The 16,532-nt window shown below is 65.6% G+C and carries 19 protein-coding genes; 7 read left to right on the top strand and 12 right to left on the bottom strand.

What is annotated here, in order from left to right; genetic code table 11:
• Nucleotides 1–204 precede the first annotated feature (204 nt).
• Both ACNSTU_RS16785 and ACNSTU_RS16780 read right to left on the bottom strand, forming a co-directional pair.
• Complete coding sequence (locus ACNSTU_RS16785; RefSeq protein ID WP_418212755.1) at nt 205–621, bottom strand: Hsp20/alpha crystallin family protein; 417 nt, start codon at nt 619–621, stop codon at nt 205–207.
• Between the two features lie 20 nt (nt 622–641).
• Entirely contained in the window at nt 642–1,091 is a 450-nt protein-coding gene (locus ACNSTU_RS16780; RefSeq protein WP_418212754.1) for an Hsp20/alpha crystallin family protein, read from the bottom strand.
• Between the two features lie 285 nt (nt 1,092–1,376).
• Here ACNSTU_RS16780 and ACNSTU_RS16775 point away from each other — a divergent pair, with 285 nt between their 5' ends.
• Both ACNSTU_RS16775 and ACNSTU_RS16770 read left to right on the top strand, forming a co-directional pair.
• On the top strand, nt 1,377–1,730 hold the full coding sequence (locus ACNSTU_RS16775; RefSeq protein WP_418212753.1) for a hypothetical protein: 354 nt from the start codon (nt 1,377–1,379) through the stop codon (nt 1,728–1,730).
• Complete coding sequence (locus ACNSTU_RS16770) at nt 1,721–2,104, top strand: c-type cytochrome (protein WP_418212752.1); 384 nt, start codon at nt 1,721–1,723, stop codon at nt 2,102–2,104. The genes ACNSTU_RS16775 and ACNSTU_RS16770 overlap by 10 nt, the downstream gene beginning before the upstream one ends.
• Before the next feature lie 150 nt (nt 2,105–2,254).
• On the opposite strand, the gene ACNSTU_RS16765 is transcribed toward ACNSTU_RS16770, so the two are convergent.
• The 9 genes from ACNSTU_RS16765 to gfa form a co-directional block, all read right to left on the bottom strand.
• Nucleotides 2,255–3,070, bottom strand: a complete 816-nt coding sequence (locus ACNSTU_RS16765) for an ABC transporter permease (RefSeq protein WP_290637628.1) — start codon at nt 3,068–3,070, stop codon at nt 2,255–2,257.
• Nucleotides 3,067–3,828 (bottom strand): ATP-binding cassette domain-containing protein, encoded by a 762-nt coding sequence (locus tag ACNSTU_RS16760; protein ID WP_290637626.1) that lies wholly within the window; start codon nt 3,826–3,828, stop codon nt 3,067–3,069. Before ACNSTU_RS16760 ends, ACNSTU_RS16765 begins: the two co-directional genes overlap by 4 nt.
• The gene (locus ACNSTU_RS16755) at nt 3,825–4,799 is read right to left on the bottom strand and encodes a PQQ-dependent catabolism-associated beta-propeller protein (protein ID WP_290637624.1); all 975 of its coding nucleotides are present in this window, start codon (nt 4,797–4,799) and stop codon (nt 3,825–3,827) included. Before ACNSTU_RS16755 ends, ACNSTU_RS16760 begins: the two co-directional genes overlap by 4 nt.
• Nucleotides 4,800–4,847: 48 nt before the next feature.
• Nucleotides 4,848–6,047 (bottom strand): ABC transporter substrate-binding protein, encoded by a 1,200-nt coding sequence (locus ACNSTU_RS16750; RefSeq protein ID WP_418212751.1) that lies wholly within the window; start codon nt 6,045–6,047, stop codon nt 4,848–4,850.
• Between the two features lie 32 nt (nt 6,048–6,079).
• Nucleotides 6,080–6,706 carry a hypothetical protein gene (locus tag ACNSTU_RS16745; protein ID WP_418212750.1) on the bottom strand — a complete coding sequence of 209 codons (627 nt, stop codon included), beginning with the start codon at nt 6,704–6,706 and terminating at the stop codon, nt 6,080–6,082.
• A gap of 4 nt (nt 6,707–6,710) precedes the next feature.
• Nucleotides 6,711–7,562 (bottom strand): quinoprotein dehydrogenase-associated putative ABC transporter substrate-binding protein, encoded by an 852-nt coding sequence (locus ACNSTU_RS16740; protein ID WP_418212749.1) that lies wholly within the window; start codon nt 7,560–7,562, stop codon nt 6,711–6,713.
• 47 nt (nt 7,563–7,609) lie between these two features.
• Complete coding sequence (locus ACNSTU_RS16735) at nt 7,610–8,059, bottom strand: c-type cytochrome (RefSeq protein ID WP_290637655.1); 450 nt, start codon at nt 8,057–8,059, stop codon at nt 7,610–7,612.
• A 119-nt stretch (nt 8,060–8,178) separates the two neighbouring features.
• Nucleotides 8,179–9,960 carry a methanol/ethanol family PQQ-dependent dehydrogenase gene (locus tag ACNSTU_RS16730; protein WP_418212758.1) on the bottom strand — a complete coding sequence of 594 codons (1,782 nt, stop codon included), beginning with the start codon at nt 9,958–9,960 and terminating at the stop codon, nt 8,179–8,181.
• A 225-nt stretch (nt 9,961–10,185) separates the two neighbouring features.
• Nucleotides 10,186–10,764, bottom strand: coding sequence for an S-(hydroxymethyl)glutathione synthase (gfa, locus tag ACNSTU_RS16725; RefSeq protein WP_418212748.1), 579 nt, complete (start codon nt 10,762–10,764; stop codon nt 10,186–10,188).
• Nucleotides 10,765–11,045: 281 nt separating this feature from the next.
• On the opposite strand from gfa, the gene pqqA reads away from it, so the two are divergent.
• The 5 genes from pqqA to pqqE are packed head-to-tail and all read left to right on the top strand — an operon-like array spanning nt 11,046 to nt 14,229.
• Nucleotides 11,046–11,117, top strand: a complete 72-nt coding sequence (pqqA, locus tag ACNSTU_RS16720) for a pyrroloquinoline quinone precursor peptide PqqA (RefSeq protein WP_091644973.1) — start codon at nt 11,046–11,048, stop codon at nt 11,115–11,117.
• 53 nt (nt 11,118–11,170) lie between these two features.
• On the top strand, nt 11,171–12,085 hold the full coding sequence (gene pqqB, locus ACNSTU_RS16715) for a pyrroloquinoline quinone biosynthesis protein PqqB (protein WP_418212747.1): 915 nt from the start codon (nt 11,171–11,173) through the stop codon (nt 12,083–12,085).
• On the top strand, nt 12,060–12,806 hold the full coding sequence (gene pqqC, locus ACNSTU_RS16710) for a pyrroloquinoline-quinone synthase PqqC (protein WP_418212746.1): 747 nt from the start codon (nt 12,060–12,062) through the stop codon (nt 12,804–12,806). The genes pqqB and pqqC overlap by 26 nt, the downstream gene beginning before the upstream one ends.
• A complete protein-coding gene (pqqD, locus tag ACNSTU_RS16705; protein ID WP_418212745.1) occupies nt 12,807–13,088 on the top strand; it encodes a pyrroloquinoline quinone biosynthesis peptide chaperone PqqD in 282 nt (93 codons plus the stop codon).
• Nucleotides 13,078–14,229 carry a pyrroloquinoline quinone biosynthesis protein PqqE gene (pqqE, locus tag ACNSTU_RS16700; protein WP_418212744.1) on the top strand — a complete coding sequence of 384 codons (1,152 nt, stop codon included), beginning with the start codon at nt 13,078–13,080 and terminating at the stop codon, nt 14,227–14,229. The genes pqqD and pqqE overlap by 11 nt, the downstream gene beginning before the upstream one ends.
• 17 nt (nt 14,230–14,246) lie before the next feature.
• Here pqqE and ACNSTU_RS16695 read toward each other — a convergent pair whose 3' ends face one another.
• On the bottom strand, nt 14,247–16,196 hold the full coding sequence (locus ACNSTU_RS16695) for an AfsR/SARP family transcriptional regulator (protein ID WP_418212743.1): 1,950 nt from the start codon (nt 16,194–16,196) through the stop codon (nt 14,247–14,249).
• Between the last annotated feature and the right edge of the window lie 336 nt (nt 16,197–16,532).

Below are 16,532 nucleotides of genomic sequence, written 5' to 3'. Positions count from 1 at the left end.
GCCGGGGGCCTGAATCTACTGCACAGGGTCAATTGCCCTTCGGGTGGACTCCTGCTCGCCCGGCATCAGGGTGTGGTCTCCCTGACCACAAGGATAAAGGTACAAGGGTGGACCTTCAGGTCCACCATCAGCGGAGCGAACCGGTCAGCGCGAAAAAAGACCGCGCCCGAGGCGCGGTCTGGTTAAAACGATCATCCGGCAGGCTCAGGCTGCCTGGATCTCGATCTTCCGCCGCCGGTGGGCGTCCTGCTTGGGCAGGCGGATGGTCAGTACCCCGTCCTTGATGGTCGCCTGGGCGTTGCCGGCGTCGATATCATCTCCCAGCGTGAAGCGGCGGACATACCGGCTGGCGCGGACTTCGGCAAACAGCGGCGAGACGTTCTCGTCCATGTTCACCGTGATCCGCCCTTCGACTTCCAGCACTTTGTTGCCCACTTCCAGGTGTAACGTGTCCTTCGTCACTCCGGGCATATCCGCCACCAGGAACAGGGCATCGTCTTCCTCGTAGATCTCCACCGGTGGCACCAGGCCGCGCTCGCCGTTCTGGTGGGCGGCCTGCTGCAGGATGGCGTCCTGCTGTTTCTCAACCTGCTGATTACGTGCTTTTTCCATGTCGGTCATGGGAATCACCTCCCCTGTCATTACGCAGCCTGAATCTCGATCCGCCGCGGGCGCTGCTCGGCCGCCTTCTCGAGGCGAACGCTCAGCACGCCGTCCTGCATCTGCGCCTGAACCTTGTCGGCGTCGATGCCTTCCGGCAGCCGCACCGCACGGCTGAACTCGCCCACGAAGCGCTCGCGCCGATAGTAGGTGCGGCCCTGCGCCTCGTCATCCGCCTTGCGCTGGCCGTGGATGAAGAGCGTGTTGTTCTCGATCGTCAGTTCCAGGTCGTCCTTGTTCATGCCCGGGGCGAAGACGTAGACGTTCACCGCCTCGTCCGTCTCCCCGACATTGACGTAGGGGAATGCACCCCGCGGCGCCGACCGCAGGTCACTGGAACCGAAATCGCCGAACGTTTCATCCATCAACCGCAGCGCGCGGCTGAGCTCGTTGAAAACAGGTACATCAAAACGTGCCAGATCACCGAACATGTCCCATCACCTCCGTGAGTTAAGCGACCCGTTCGTTAACACCTGTGGACCCCGGAAGGCCGTCGATCCGACCACCTCCCGGCTAGTGTTCTAGATAGGGGCTGCAGGATGATTTTCAAGGGGTGACCACACGAAAAATCGCTTTTGGTCAGCGTGTTGACGCCTACGTGACAGAACTGAGAACCGTAAACACCACCAGCCATTGGGCACCGCCGTCACGGCGCTGCAGCACGGACAGACGTCTATACTCCATAAGTGCGGGAAAACATCGAGGAGCATCACACAATGAGACGGTGGAGCCTGATACACGGCATTGCGCCATTGCTGATTCTGGCCTTTGTCGCGCCCTCCGGCGCAGCGGCCGGCAACGACTACCCCACCGCTGCCCGTGTCGACTACGTGCTCGGCTGCATGGCGGCCAACGGGCAGAACCAGCTCGTCATGCAGAAGTGCTCGTGCAGCATCGACGTGATTGCGGAGCTGATGCCCTACGAAGATTACGAGGAAGCGGAGACGATTCTCAGCATGCGCGAGCGCCGCGGCGAGCTGGGAGTGCTGTTCCGTACCGAGCGCGGCCTGGAAGACCGGATGCAGGAGTTCCGGCAGGCGCAGGCGGAAGCGGACCTGCGATGCTTCTAGGCGGTGTGCGCGCCACGGCGTGGATGCTGGCGCTGCTGGTGGCCCTCCCGGCTATGGCGGACAACGCCGATCTGGTGCGCGGCGAACGGATCTTCATCACCCAGTGTGCGGGCTGCCACGCGGTCACGCCGGATAGCCACCGGGCCGGGCCGAGCCTGCACAACATCCTCAACCGGCCCGCGGGGGCGATTGCGGGGTTCGAGTACTCGCCGGGGATGGAAGACGCCGACCTGCTGTGGACCCCGGAGGTGCTGGACGCCTTTCTCGAGAATCCGGAGCAGGTGGTGCCGGGGACGCGGATGGTGTTCTGGGGGCTGGATGCGCGGGAGCGGGAGTTGGTGATTCGGTATTTGCGTGAGATTTCCTCCGATTAGTTGGTTGGTGGACCTGAAGGTCCACCCTACGTGACTACGTGACCGGGCTCGGGGGTGCTGCCGGTGGACCTGAAGGTCCACCCCACGGTCATTACGGTCGTTTGCGGCAGGGCCCGTTGTAGGGTGGATGTTTACATCCACCACGTCTCGCTAGTCGCCGCCGTTGCCCGCTTTGTGGGTCATCATGCCGCGGGCGGGGTTGTAGCCGAGGATGGCGAGGCCGGTGAATGCCGCGGCGGCGGCGCCGGTGATCAGAGCGGCCTCGGTGTTGAAGTGCCCGTAGAGGGCGAAGCGGATCAGCTCCACGGCATAAGTGAACGGGTTGAGCACGGCGAGCTGATGGACGATGACGCTGGACTCCTGCAGGCGCCACAGCGGGTAGAGCGCCGAGGAGATGAAGAACATCGGGAAGATGACAAAGTTCATGATGCCGGCAAAGTTCTCGAGCTGCCGCACGAACGATGACAGCAGCAGCCCGAGGGCACCCACCATGAAACCGGTGACGATCAGCGCCGGCAGCACGTAGAGATAGCCGCCCAGCGGCGCCTGCACGCCGTATGCGTAGGCGATGGCCAGGAACACGTAGACCTGCACGATGGAGACGAGCGTCCCGGCGAGCAGCTTGCACAGCAGCAGGTACCAGCGCGGAAAGGGGCTCACAAGCAGCACGCGCATGCTGCCCATCTCACGGTCGTAGACCATGGACAGGGAGCTCTGCATGCCGTTGAACAGCTGGATCATGCCCACCAGGCCGGGAACGATGTACTCCTCGTAGAGGATGTACGTCTGGTAGGGCTCGGTCATGGCCACGCCGAGCGCCATGCGAAACCCGGCGGCGAACACCAGCAGCCACACCAGCGGCCGCACCAGGGCGGCGATGAAGCGGCTGCGCTGGTGCACGAACCGCATCAGTTCGCGGGTGAGGATGCCGCGCATGCAGTGGGCGTACGCAGCGACGCCGCTCATGCCCGCTCCGCCTCCGTGAGCACGTCGAATGCGTCGGCGATGGTGGCGGTGCCGGTGGCGGCCTGGATGTCAGCAACCCCGCCATCGGCGCGCACGCACCCCTGATCCAGCACGATCACCTGATCGGTGACATGCACCTCGTCGATGAGATGGGTGGCCCACAGCACCGCCACGCCATCGTCGGCGCTCAACCGGTGGACATGCTCGACGATACCCCGGCGGGAGGCCACATCCAGGCCGACGGTGGGCTCATCAAGCAGCAGCAGGTTCGGCCGGTGCAGCAGGCCGCGGGCAATCTCCACCCGCCGCCGCTGCCCGCCGGAGAGCTCCCGCACCCGGCGTCGCAGGTGGTCACCAAGGCCCAGCCGTTGCACCTGCTCATCCGCCTGGCGCCGTGCGGTGCGCGTGCTCATGCCGTGCAGCGCCGCGTGGTAGGCCAGGTTCTGGCGCACGGTGAGGTCCAGGTCCAGGGTGGGCTGCTGGAAGACCACGCCCATCTGCCCGAGCGCAGCGGTGGAGAGGTCGCGCACGTCGCAGCCGCCGACCCGGATGGTGCCCACGCGCCGGTCGTAGAGCCGGGTGATGAGCGAGAAGAGAGTCGTCTTGCCGGCACCGTTGGGGCCGAGCAGTACGGCGAAGGCGCCCTGCGCCACGGAGAAGCCAACGTGCTGCAGAATCGGCTTGCCGCTGTAGCTGAAATCCAGATCAGCCACCTCCAGTGCCGGATCCACGCCCGCCGGAGCCACCGCCACACTCATGGGCTGACCACCACACCCCACGGGAACCGGCCCACCGGAATCGAGCGCAGCGGCCGCAGCGCGTCCACGTCGATCACGGTCACATCACCGCTGACGCCGTTGGTGGTGAACAACCGCGTCTCGTCGCTGTTGAGCGCGAGGTGCCACACGCGCTGCCCCACCAGGATGTACTCCAGCACTTCATAGCTCTTCTGATCCACCACGGCCACGCGGTTGGACGGCCCCAGCGCCACGAAGGCATAGCGGCCGTCCGACGTCAGCTCCACGCCCACGGCCTGCACGGTCTCCCGCGGCACGCCGGGGATGTCGAAGCGGATGGTGTGCTTGACCGCCACGTCATCCATGTCGATCACCGAAACCGTCGCGCCGATCTCGGCCGAGACCCAGACCTCGGCGCCGTCGTGGGTGAACACTGCATGCCGCGGACGGGCATCCACCAGCACATGGTGCACGGCGTCCAGCGACTCGGCGTCGATGAAGTGCGCCATGTTGGAAGTCTCGGTGGTGTTCACGATCCATCTGCCGTCGGGGCTGATGGCCAGCCCTTCGGGTTCCACCCCCACCGGCACCGTTGCCACGCGGCTACGGCGCTCGTAGTCGATGACGGTGACGATGTTGTCGTCCTCGTTGGAGACGTAGATATACGGCCGGTTGGGATCGACACGGATTACTTCCGGGTCGGGCCCGGAGGCCTGGCGGCCGATCACCTCCAGCGTCTCCAGGTCGATGATGTCGATGGCCTCGTCGTCCCCCACCGCCACGAACAGCCACTCACCGTTGTTGCTGAACGCCATGCTGCGCGGGCGGCGGCCGACACGAATGGTGTCGGTCACTTCCATGCGCTCCGCGTCGATCACGGAGATGGTGTTGTCCTTTTCGTTGGAGACGAACACGCGCTCGCCCAGCGCCGCGGGCGGCACCAGCAGCAGTGCCACGAGGAAGAAACACAGGGCTCCAGGTCTGGTGATCATGTCCGGCTCTCCGGGGTGGTAATGGCACCGGCGCGGGGCCGGTGCCCGTCAGTCAAGCTCGCACCGGGACTCGGGGGCGTCGTACCCCAGGGAGTCCAGTGGCGTATTCGGGTGCTCGAACCCTTCCTGGGGCGACACCGACACGACCATCCGCGGCCCGGCCAGCAGCATGGGCTGGCGGAGCTGCCGGTCCCAGGAGCGGAAGCTCACCGGCTGCCCCAGGTAGGCGGCGAGGGCGAAGTCGTCACCGAGCATGTAGGCCTCCACGGCGTCGCGCTGGACCGAGCCGGTGCGCGATGCCGCTTCCCCCAGCGCCCGCACGGCCACCCACGCGGCGAAATCGCGGGGTGTCATCCAGCGTTCGGTCTGGTCCTCGAAGCGGCGGTGGAGCTGAACGGCGCCCCAGGATTCATGGGCCCGGTGCCAGGCGGTGGGCATGAGCCCCTGGGTGCCGGCCACGGGGCGGGGCAACCGTGTCTGATGCGGAAAGTACTCGCCGAAATAGTCGGTTTCGTCGGCGATCACCAGCACGTCGTGCTCGGAGAAGTCCTGGACGAAGACCGGGATCTCGCGCTGGATGGCGTGAAACCCACCCTCGGCACGGCGAGCCATGGCGGTATGCGGCCACTCCTTCTCGCCCACCACCCGCATGCCGAAGCGCTGGGCAGCGTCCCGATAGGCGGCCACCAGGCGCCGGTCCTCGTCGGTGTTGCCGTGCACCAGCGCCCAGCGATTCCACCGTTTGTAGCGCAGGAACTGCGCCAGTGCGTCCGCCTGCATGCGTCGGCTGGGCACGGTGTGGAACAGGTTGGCCCGGCAGTGCTCGCCACGGAGGCTGTCGTCCGGTGCCCGGGCGTTGAAGACGATGCGCGCCTGGGCGTCCGGGTGTTCCATGAGCGTGAGCAGTGCGTCGTAGGGCAGACCGCTGACAATCCACTCGGCCCCCGCCTCGATGAGTTCCTCCAGCCCGGCCTCCACGTCGCCGTCGTGGGGGACGATGGCCTCAACGAGCGTGAAATCCTGGCCGAGGAACTGGCCCGTGGCGTTATTATCCGCGACGCCAAGGCGCGCGCCCTGGACGCTCTCGTCATCCAGCTCCGGGTCCAGCAGCGACACGGGCGCCCGGTCTCCCGGCGGCTCCATGCCGATGTAACCGATGGTCATCACGTCCGGATCATCGGCCAGCACGGCCGGCGCCGTCATGCATGCCGCGGCCACAAGCACCGCCGTGACCACACGTCCTTTCATATCGGTCCGTCCCGGCATCGCACCTCCTCGCGCTAGAGTCTGGTCTGGATCTCCCGCACCAGCCGGCTGAGCCGCTCCTCCAGCAGGTAGGGCTTGTCGCACAGGGCCTGCAGGGAGTCCTGCCGCTGCTCGAAGAGCCGCCGTTCCCAGAACAGCTCGTCCTCGACACGCTGAATACGCTCCGGGTCCGCCTCTTCGGCGCGAAGCTCCTCGAGCGTGTCCACCAGTTCGGAAATGGCGTCGAGGCGCTCCACCTGGCCTCGGGCGTATCGCCGAACGGCGTTGATGGTGCGCGTGCGCTCGCGGTTGACCTCCTGGAACAGGCCGGCGAAGAGCAGCGTCAGGCGCTTTTCGTTGTCGGAGTCCACCTCCTCGAGAAAGGCGCGCACGCGCTCCAGGGCCTCCTGGTCGCTGGTGCCTCGGGCGGTGGCGTATCGCACCACCCGGGCGGCTTCCTCGTCGTCCCACCAGTCACGCTCCAGCTCGTCCGGCGACGGCCCCGCCCACAGCGTGCCCCAGCTCAGCTCGGGAATGAGACGCTGCACGCAGGGCCAGTCCGGCGGCCCGGTGGCCGCGCGCTGCGCCTGCACGTTGTCCGCCGGGAGGACCATTAGCGCGATCACGGCGCCGGCCACGCAATAACGGAAGTGTCGCAGCATCGTGTCAGTCTCCATGCTCGGGGGAATCGACCGTGATCAACTGCCCGTGCCGGTCCAGCAGTGGCACACCATAGTCGGCGAGCACGGCGTCGATGTCGGTCTGACGCCGGTCGATGAAGTCATTGATCCAGTCCATCCAGCGCGGTTCGCCGCGTCGCACCCCCATGGTGATCCGGAACTGCAATTGCGCCCCGGGCGTATCGCCGACCAGCGGCACAACCCGCAGTGGCGGATCCTGGCGGCCGGCGTAATAGCCGGCGATGGGTCCCCAGAGCACGGCCCCCTGCGTGATGCCTTCAGCCACGTCCTTCACCGCGTCACGCACCGGAGAAACCACCCGGGTGTCCGCCTGCAGTGCATAGGTCTTGACGCTGGCGCCGGTGCGGCGAAGGGGCACTACAGGCGGCGTGTCGGTGATCGCACCGATCCGCAACTCCGCCAGGGCGGGGTCGTGAAGGGAAGTCACGTCCAGGTCCGCGTCCTCCGGCACGACCAGGGAATACACCGAGCGGTAGTAGGCATTGGTGTTCTGAACCAGCTCGTATCCCGCGGCCACACCGATGATCACGTCACACACCCCGAGATCCAGCGTATTGCGGACAAACCCCATGATCTGCGGCGCCCAGACGTAGCTCACCGGAACGCCGAGCTCCTCGGCCATCAGTTCGGCGATGCGGTTCTCGAACCCCTCGCCGTCACGATTGGAGAATGGCAGGTTGTTGCCGTCGGCACAGACTCGCAGTTGCCCGCGCTCGGTGATCTCCGGCGGACCGGCCAGGACGGGCGCCGCGGCGGCACCGGTCAGGCACAGCAACCCAAAGGCAACCATTGCCGTACGCCAGCTACGACGTTGCATTGCGCCCCCTTGTTCTGTGTGTTGGTCGTGGTGTGCTCGTGTACCGCTCACTCCTCCTCGATCACCTGCGGCCGGCCCCGTCCCACCTCGCCGTCGGCCCGCGCCTTCAGATAGCTGTAGATATGGCCCAAGTGCTCCATAACGTAGGGATCATCGGCAAAGGAGGGCATCACCTGGCCCGGCTGGACCTCCATCCCCTCCGCCACCGTGCGGCTGAACTCGTCGTAACCGCGGCGCTCGGCGGCGCGCACCAGGCTGGGCGCGAACGACGAACCGACGCCATCCGGCCCGTGGCACGCGGCACAACTGCGGGCATACGCCTCGTAACCCCGGAACGTGAGCTCATCCACCTTGCCGTCTTCCACCGTGTAGACACCGGGCTCGTGCACGCCGGAGTCGGCGCCGCTACCCGACGCGCTGGTCGGCCCGAATGCGATTGCCACGGACGCCACCGCACCAACGCCCAGTCCCATCCACAGCTTGTTGTTTATCGTCATACCGGCTCACCGTCTTGTTCGCTTGGCATGGAGCCGGTGCGGTAAAGCCGCACCGGCCGTGGCCCGTTCCGCCCCGGTTGCTGCAACCGGGGCGGAACGGGCGATCGGGGCGTTGCGGATCAACGATCGGGCAGACTGAAGACCGTTAGCACCCCGCCTAGCTTGGTGTAGTCATCAAGCGCGGCGAACACGCCCACGGCACCCAGGCCCTCTTCCGGATCGGTCAGGCCGGCGGCAAGACCGATGCCGGCCCAGCCACCAACACCGGAGAGCACGGCAACATACTGCTTGCCTTCGTGCTGGAAGGTGTTGATGTTGCCGATAATTCCGGACGGGGTCTTGAACTGCCACAGGTGGTCTCCAGTCTCCAGATCCACGGCCTTGATGTAGCCCTCAAGGGTCCCGTAGAAGGCGACGTTGCCGGCTGTGGTCAGAGCACCACTCCAGACGGCGAAGCGCTCGTCGATCTCCCACACCACTTCACCCGCAACCGGATCCCATGCCATGAAGCTGCCAAGGCCACCATGACCTCCGGCCTCCTCAGGTGACGGCATCATGTTGAGGGTGGCACCCACGTAGGGCTGCCCGGAGACGTACTCGGTCTCGTGGGGCTCGTAGTCCATGCAGATCCGGTTGATGCCGGCGTAGATCAGGCCGGTCTCCGGGGAGTAGGAACTGGGCTGCATGTTCTTCGCGCCCATGGCCGTGGGGCAGATGCCGGTGGTGTTCACGTCCACACCCTGCTCAAAGGTGCTGTACTCCGGATCCACCTGCGGACGCCCGGTCTCCATATCGTAGTGGGTGGCCCAGTTGGTCTCCGGCGCGAACTTCTCCGCCACCAGCAGCTCGCCGGTCTCGCGGTCCAGCAGGAAACCGAAGCCGGTGCGATCGATGATCGCCAGGCCCTTGCGGTCCTCGCCGTTCCACTCCACGTCGATCAGCTGGTTCTCGTTGACGCCGTCGTAGTCCCATTCGTCGAATGGCACTTTCTGGTAGACCCACTTCGCTTCACCGGTGTCGGCGTCACGCGCAAACACGGTGATGGCCCACTTGTTGTCGGCCGGCTCACCGTCGATCGCTCGTTGCGCCGGGTTCCAGGTGCCGGGGTTGCCAGTGCCGTAGTAGATGAGGTTGAGCTCCGGGTCGTAGGTGACCCAGCCCCAGGGGGCACCGCCACCACGCTCCCACTCGTCATCCGGCCAGGTGGTGACACCCAGATCCGCCTCGCCCACCGGCTCGCCCATCATCAGGGTGGTTTCCGGGTCCAGCAGCACATCGCTGTCCGGCCCCTGTGAGTACCCGCGCCATTCCATTTCGCCGGTCTCGGCGTTGTAGGCCGTGATGTGGCCACGGACGCCGAACTCACCACCGCTGTTGCCGACGATGACCTTGTCATTCACCACCAGCGGCGACATGGTCATGGTCTCGCCTTCGGTGTGATCGCCGTTGTCGGCACTCCAGAGGAGTTCACCGTCTTCGGCGTTGAGAGCGATAACGGTGTTGTCCGCCTGATTGAGGTACAGACGGCCATCCGCATAGGCCAGGCCACGATTGACGGTGTCACAGCACATCACCGGGATGACGCGGGAATCCTGGTCAGGCTCGTACATCCAGAGCACCCGGCCATCCTCTTCCAGATCCAGTGCATAAATCCGGTTGGGGAAGGGGGTGTGGATGTACAGCCGGCCGTCACCCACATACAACGGCCCACCCTCATGGCCGCGCAGAACACCGGTTGAGAACTGCCAGGTGGGTACCAGATCCTGGACATTGTCCCGATTGATCTGGTCCAGACGGCTGTAGCGGTTACCGGCGTAGTTCCCGAGCTGGGTTGGCCAGAGTTCGGGATCGTCCTGCATGTCTAGCACGCTCTGATTTGCCTGAGCGCCCGTGGTTGCCATGGCCGCGATCGCCGCGGCCGCTAAACAGTGTCGAATCCTAATCATGACTCCTCCTCCAAGAGGTACTGCAGCGCAGCTTGTTTTGATTGTTAAACAACTGTTCGATCAGCCAATCCCCTATAACCCTCCTCACCAGACTCCGCAGCGTCACTGCTCTTCGTTCTCGTGCGTTACCGCGTCCTTCGGTTGCAACCTCAGCGGCCGCGAGGCCGCACCCTTACCCGATCACGCGCGCAAGGCACCGCTTGCTTTTGCGGTGTGCGTGGCGATCGCATCCATCAATGCCGGCGACAGACAGTCATACGGCTCCAGTCCACGCCGACGGAGATCCGAGCGCACGTCGTCCATCTGCTCCGGTGGCGTTCCCGATTCGATGATCGACGACACGAAAGCGGCGAACTCCGGCGGAGCCCAGCCTTCTTCACGGAACAATTCGGGATGGATGAAGTCGAGACCGTAGAAGGGATGGTCCTTGTTCTCGATGCGGCCGTACATGTGGACGCCGCAGTCGCGGCAGGCGTGGCGCTGGATAACAGCGCTCGAATCGATGGTTTCAAGCTTGTTTTCGTTGGCGGTGACACTGACTTTGTCCCGGGGGACGACGGCCACCATGGAGAAAAGTGCGCCTTCGGGTTTCCAGCATTTGGTGCAACCACAGGCGTGGTTGTGGGCAACCTGGGCGTCGACCCTGACCTGCACCGGATCCTGGCTGCACTTGCAGACCAGGGTTCCGCCCCGGAACCCGGTGTCTTCGCGAGGCTTGCCCCGGTCGATTACCGGATGAATCGAAACTGCGTTGGCCATGATTCCGTCCCTCCCGTAACACGGCGCCGGCGAAGACCGGTGCCTACACTGACATTCGAACCGCTGCTGACTCGCTCACGTCGTTGACAGGTAAGGGGTAGATATAATAGTAGCAGCGGTCTGAGAACCCGCGACCCCTGCGGTCAACGACAGGGAAGTTTCCGGTTTTCCTGTGTGTGCCCGCGGAGTTGTCTATAATCAGGCTACCGGCTGGCGGGACCGGGTCTGAGCATTTTGCTCCCGCCATCATCTGCCGTTCGCTTACGGGGAGGAGTTGCGCTATGTGGACCAAGCCTGCTTACAACGACATTCGACTCGGGTTTGAAATCAACCTGTACGTCACCGCACGGTGACTTTGCCAGGGGCCGGCGCACGCCGGCCCCGGCTCTTCCGGACCAATCAGCCGATGCGCATTCGCGTGCTCGGATCTGCCGCGGGCGGTGGATTCCCCCAGTGGAACTGCAACTGCCCACGGTGCCGTGAGGCACGATCGGGCCGGCTCGCGGACGAAAGCCGCACTCAGTCTTCCATCGCGGTCAGCGCCGATGACGAACGCTGGCTGCTTGTCAATGCCTCCCCTGACATTCGCGCGCAGGTTCTCGCCACCCCGGAGCTCCAGCCCGGACGCGGTGCGCGGGACACCGGCATCGCCGCCATTGCGCTGATGGACAGCCAGATCGATCACGTCACCGGCCTGCTGATGCTGCGCGAGAGCGCAGCAGCGCTGCCGGTCTACTGCAGCGAACGGGCCGAGGAGGACCTGCGGACCGGTTTTCCGATCCTCGAGATCCTTTCCCATTACTGCGGCACCCAGGTAAACAATCTGCCGCTGGACGGGCAGGCGGTCGCGCCCGCCGAGGTGCCCGGCATCCGTTTCACGCCCGTGGCGCTGACCAGCAAGGCGCCGCCATACTCGCCCCACCGGGCCAACCCACAGCCCGGCGACAACCTCGGCCTGTTTCTGGAAGACCGGAGCAGCGGACGCACCGCGTTCTATGCGCCCGGCCTCGGGGAAATGGAGCCGCATCTGGAGACCTGGATGGCAAGCGCCGACGTCCTGCTGGTGGACGGCACGACCTGGACCGACGACGAAATGCAGCAGACCGTCGGCGGCCACAAGACTGCCAGGGAGATGGGCCACATGCCCCAGACCGGGCCAGGCGGCATGATCGAGCACCTGCGCCGCTACCCGCGTGCGCGCCGCATTCTCATTCACATCAACAACACCAACCCCATTCTCGACCCCGCGTCTCCGGAGCGGGCACAACTGGCCGAGGAAGGGATCGAGGTTGCCCATGACGGCATGGTCATCGAGCTCTGAGGCGCCGTGGAGCCGTGAAGAATTTGAGCATCAGCTCCGCGCACTGGGGCGGTACTACCACTTCCACCATCCGTACCAGAAGATGATGGCCGCCGGGGAGCTCACCCGTGAGCAGATGCAGGGGTGGGTGATCAACCGCTACTACTACCAGATCAACATCCCGCGCAAGGACGCCGCCGTGCTGGCCAACTGCCCGGACCGCGAGGTCCGCCGCCGGTGGATCCAGCGCATCATCGACCACGACGGCGATGACCAGAACGAGGGCGGCATTGCCGCGTGGCTGGCGCTGGGTGACGCCGTGGGTGTCTCCCGCGAGCGCATGACCTCGCTGGACGAAGTCCTCCCGGGGGTGCGCTTCGCCGTGGACGCCTACCACAACTTCGCCCGGCAGCAGCCGTGGCAGGAAGCGGTGTGCTCCTCACTGACCGAGCTGTTCGCCCCCGACGCGCACCGCTCCAGGCTGGAGACCTGGCCGCGCCACTACCCGTGGGTGGACCGCACGGGGCTGGCCTATTTCGAGAACCGACTCGGGCAGGCGCGCGAGGATGTCCGGCATGGCCTGGCACTGACCCTGAAGCTGTTCGACACCCGCGAGCGCCAGGAGCGCGCTCTGGACGTACTGCGCTTCAAACTGGACGTGCTCTGGACCATGCTTGATGCCATGTACTTGGCCTACGTGGTGGGCATGCCGCCCTACCACGCCGTGCGGGAGGGAGACTGAATGGATCACGCCACACCCATCGCCCTGGCCCGCGGCGTGCGCCTGCAGTGGGAACCCGCCCAGCAGGCCCGCGTACTGCTCTACCCGGAAGGCATGGTGCAGTTGAATGAATCCGCTGGCGAAATTCTTGCGCTGTGTGACGGTCGAACACTTGCAGACCTCATCGACGCGCTCTCGCGCCGGTTCCCGGACGCCGACGTGGCCGACGATGTGGTGGAGTTTCTGACGGACGCCCGCCGCCAGGGGTGGGTCCAGTGGGAGGAACAGGGCCATGAGCACTGAAGCAGTCGCCACTTCGCAGCCCGCCGCACGGCCCCTGCAGGGCATGCCGCTGTGGCTGCTGGCCGAGGTCACCTATCGCTGCCCGCTGCAGTGTGCCTACTGCTCCAACCCGCTCGGGTTTGCGCACTACCGCGACGAGCTCGACACCGAGCAGTGGCTCAGCGTGTTCCGCCAGGCCCGGGAGCTGGGCTCGGTCCAGCTCGGCCTCTCCGGCGGCGAGCCGCTGCTGCGCAAGGACCTGGAGATTCTCGTGGGCGAAGCCCACACCATGGGCTTCTACACCAACCTGATCACCTCCGGGGTCGGCATGGACGAGGCGCGCCTGGCGCGGCTGCGGGACGCGGGGCTGGATCACATCCAGCTCAGTTTCCAGGCCGATGACAGCGAGCTCTCGGACATGGTTGCCGGCCGGGGCCATTTCGAGCACAAGCAGGCCATCGCCCGGGCCATTCACGCCCAGGGCTATCCGATGGTTTTCAACATCGTCCTGCACCGGCTGAATCTGGACCACATCGACAGCATTCTGCAGCTGGCCTGGGATCTGGGCGCCGACCACGTTGAGCTGGCCAACACCCAGTACCACGGCTGGGCCTTCCATAACCGCGCCGCCCTCATGCCCACGCGCGAGCAGTTACGCCACGCGGAAGCGGTGACAGAGCGCTGGCGGCAGAAGGTGGACGGCCGCATGCGGATCTTCTTTGTCGCCTCGGACTACTACGACGGCAAGGCCAAGCCGTGCATGAACGGCTGGGGCAGCACCTTCCTGGGCGTGGCCCCCGATGGCCGGGCCCTGCCCTGCCATGGAGCGGCGGGACTCCCGGGCCTGTCACTGCCATCGGTGGTGGAGACACCGCTGCGTGCGATCTGGGAAGACTCCGAGGCGTTCAATATCTTCCGGGGCGACGACTGGCTACCCGAGCCCTGTGCGAGCTGCGAGATCCTCAGTCAATGCCACGGCGGCTGTCGCTGTCAGGCGTACCTGCTCGCCGGCGACCCCGCCGTCACTGACCCGACCTGCCCGAAGTCGCCCGTGCACGCGCAGGTCGTTGAGGCGGTAGAGGCGGCGGACAAACACCACCGCGTTCCACCCCTGGTATTCCGGACAGTGGAGAACAGCCGCAAGCTCCGCACGGGTGGTTGACCGCCAGGCGACCGCCGTCACGCAACGCCGAGACCATCCGCAAGGGCTTTGCGACACCGGCATTCCGCATCGTCGGCGGCGGCCTCCATGCCGTGGTGGCGGTAATGGCGGATCAACCCCCGCCAGGCGCTCTCGTCATCCGGCACCATGGCCACAAGGCTTTCCAGCCAGTACTGAACCGTGCCCACCGGCACCGTATCGTCGACGGCCGCGTCAAGCACCCGGGCCACCAGGCGGCGGCGGAGGCTGTTCACAGGCAGCAGCAAGCGATGGTTCTCGTCCGCACCTGCACACAACCGGGCGCCGAGATACAGCATCTCCCGGACATCCGACTGATCCAGCCGGTTTGCTTCCACGTACCCCAGCAGATCCCAGTAATCGACCCGGCACAACCCGGAATCCAGCGCCAGCGCGCCTGGCCGCGCGATGACCAGCGCCTCGTCGCTGCCGAGTTGCCGGCGCAGGCGGTGCAGGGCGGTATCCAGTGTCTGTTGCGCACGGTCGCCCTCACTGTCCGGCCACAGGTGATCGGCGAGCGCCTCACGGCTCACCCAGGCGCGACGATCACCGAGACAGGCCAGCGTCACCAGCAACGCCTGCATGCGCGGACCCAGGCTGATTGGCTCACCATCCAGCTTCACCTGCGGCGAGCCCAGCACGTCAATCTCCAGAGGCCAGTACCAGTCAGCGGCAACAACGGTATCGCCCGGGGGGCGCAGACGGCGCAACCGGATAAGCTGCTGCACGTACTCCGTCTCGATACCCGACTTCAGGGCCTCGCTGCAGAGCTCTGCCATGATGTCGCGCCGCCACCACGGGTAGTTCACGTAGTGCTCCGTGCTGCCCACCCGCAGAGCGTGGCGCAGCGCCTTGACGCCCCGGCGCTGCATGCCGAGCTTGAAGGCCACCTGCGCCTGCAGCAGGCCACGCATGAACTGCACGGGTTTGGCGGACCGCATGCGCCGGCCGACACGCCGAGCCTGGGCGATATGGTAGAGCCCGCTCGCGACACGCCCCCGGTCCAGGTAGAGCTGACCGAGCCCCATGTGCGTCACCGCCTGCGGGAAAATGGCACCGGACTGACGGGCAAGGCGCACCGACTCGGCGGCGTGCTCCTGCGCCCGCGGCAACCGCTGCTCCAGCGAATGGAGCCAGGCCAGGGTGTAGTGATAACCGGACCGATCCAGTAAGTACTCGGGGGGCGCTGCCGACCCCATGGCTTCAAGCCAGTAACGCCCTTCCTCGACGCGACCCCGGCTCAGCCCGAGAAAGGCCGCCTGCATGGCCAGGTGGGAGTCCCAGGAGTGGACACCGGTTTCGTCCGCCAGCCGCATGCCGAGTTCGATTTCACGGTGGCAGGCATCGTAATCCAGAAACAGTCGCCGGATCATGGCGCTGGCCGAGTGGCACAGCAGGCGGCTGCGGACGTCGTCGGTGCGGTCGCGCAGCGCCATCATGCGACTGCACAGGGCATCCGCAGCCATCAGGTGGCCACACCAGATGCGATGCAGAAGCAGGTAGTTGGCCGCGCTCAGGCGAGCGAAGACCGGGCCGTCGCATTCAAAGGCGTCCTCACACCGGCCCGCCCACTCTTCCAGTTGCGGATGGTCCGGCCGGCGAAAGACCAGGGCGCCGAAAAAACAGGCGTCAAGCTCCAGGGCAACATCCGGCGGCGCGACGAGGTGCGGCCGTTCCGTCTCGAAGAAATCGATCAGCGGGTCCAGCGTATCGAAGCGCGACAGGGTATGAATGCGCCCGGTCACGGCGATGGTGAACGCCAGCCACGGAGCCAGGTCGTTGCGCTCGGCGAGGGACGGGAACAGCGTTTCTGCGGAGCGCGCCGCGCCGTAGGGGTCGACGTGCGCACGGGCGCGGGCGTCCTGCAACGCATCCACAACCGGATCGTCCGTTACCGGTCCCAGCCAGGGATCCTGTTCCACTCTGGGGAGAACATGCACTCTGGGCATTCTCGCCAACACACCCTGTTTTTCTTGTTTGCCAAGCAGGTACATCGCTACCAAACGGCCCCACGGTCACGAACCGCAGTGTACCCGGCGCAGGATCACGCGCTGGAAGCGCAGTGCAAGGTGGACCGGTTATTGGAGGCTCTGACGTTGAACCACTGGGTGTCGAAGGTCAACCCCTGGGGCCGAAGACCAGTGTGTAAGCCCCACGTAAGGTGCGGTGTGCTAGGGTGAAAAGGCTTTCGTCCTGTGGTACCGGACAAAAGCGTCTTCTTGAGATCTGACGGACGTGCGGATCATGGCCGCACGCCCGTCACCCCCGAGCGAACAAGCAAACCA

The sequence above is a fragment of the Aquisalimonas sp. APHAB1-3 genome (genome assembly GCF_048323695.1).
GTDB lineage: Bacteria > Pseudomonadota > Gammaproteobacteria > Nitrococcales > Aquisalimonadaceae > Aquisalimonas.
Note: the sequence above shows the minus strand (reverse complement) of the source record. Positions and strands in the feature narration are given on the sequence as shown.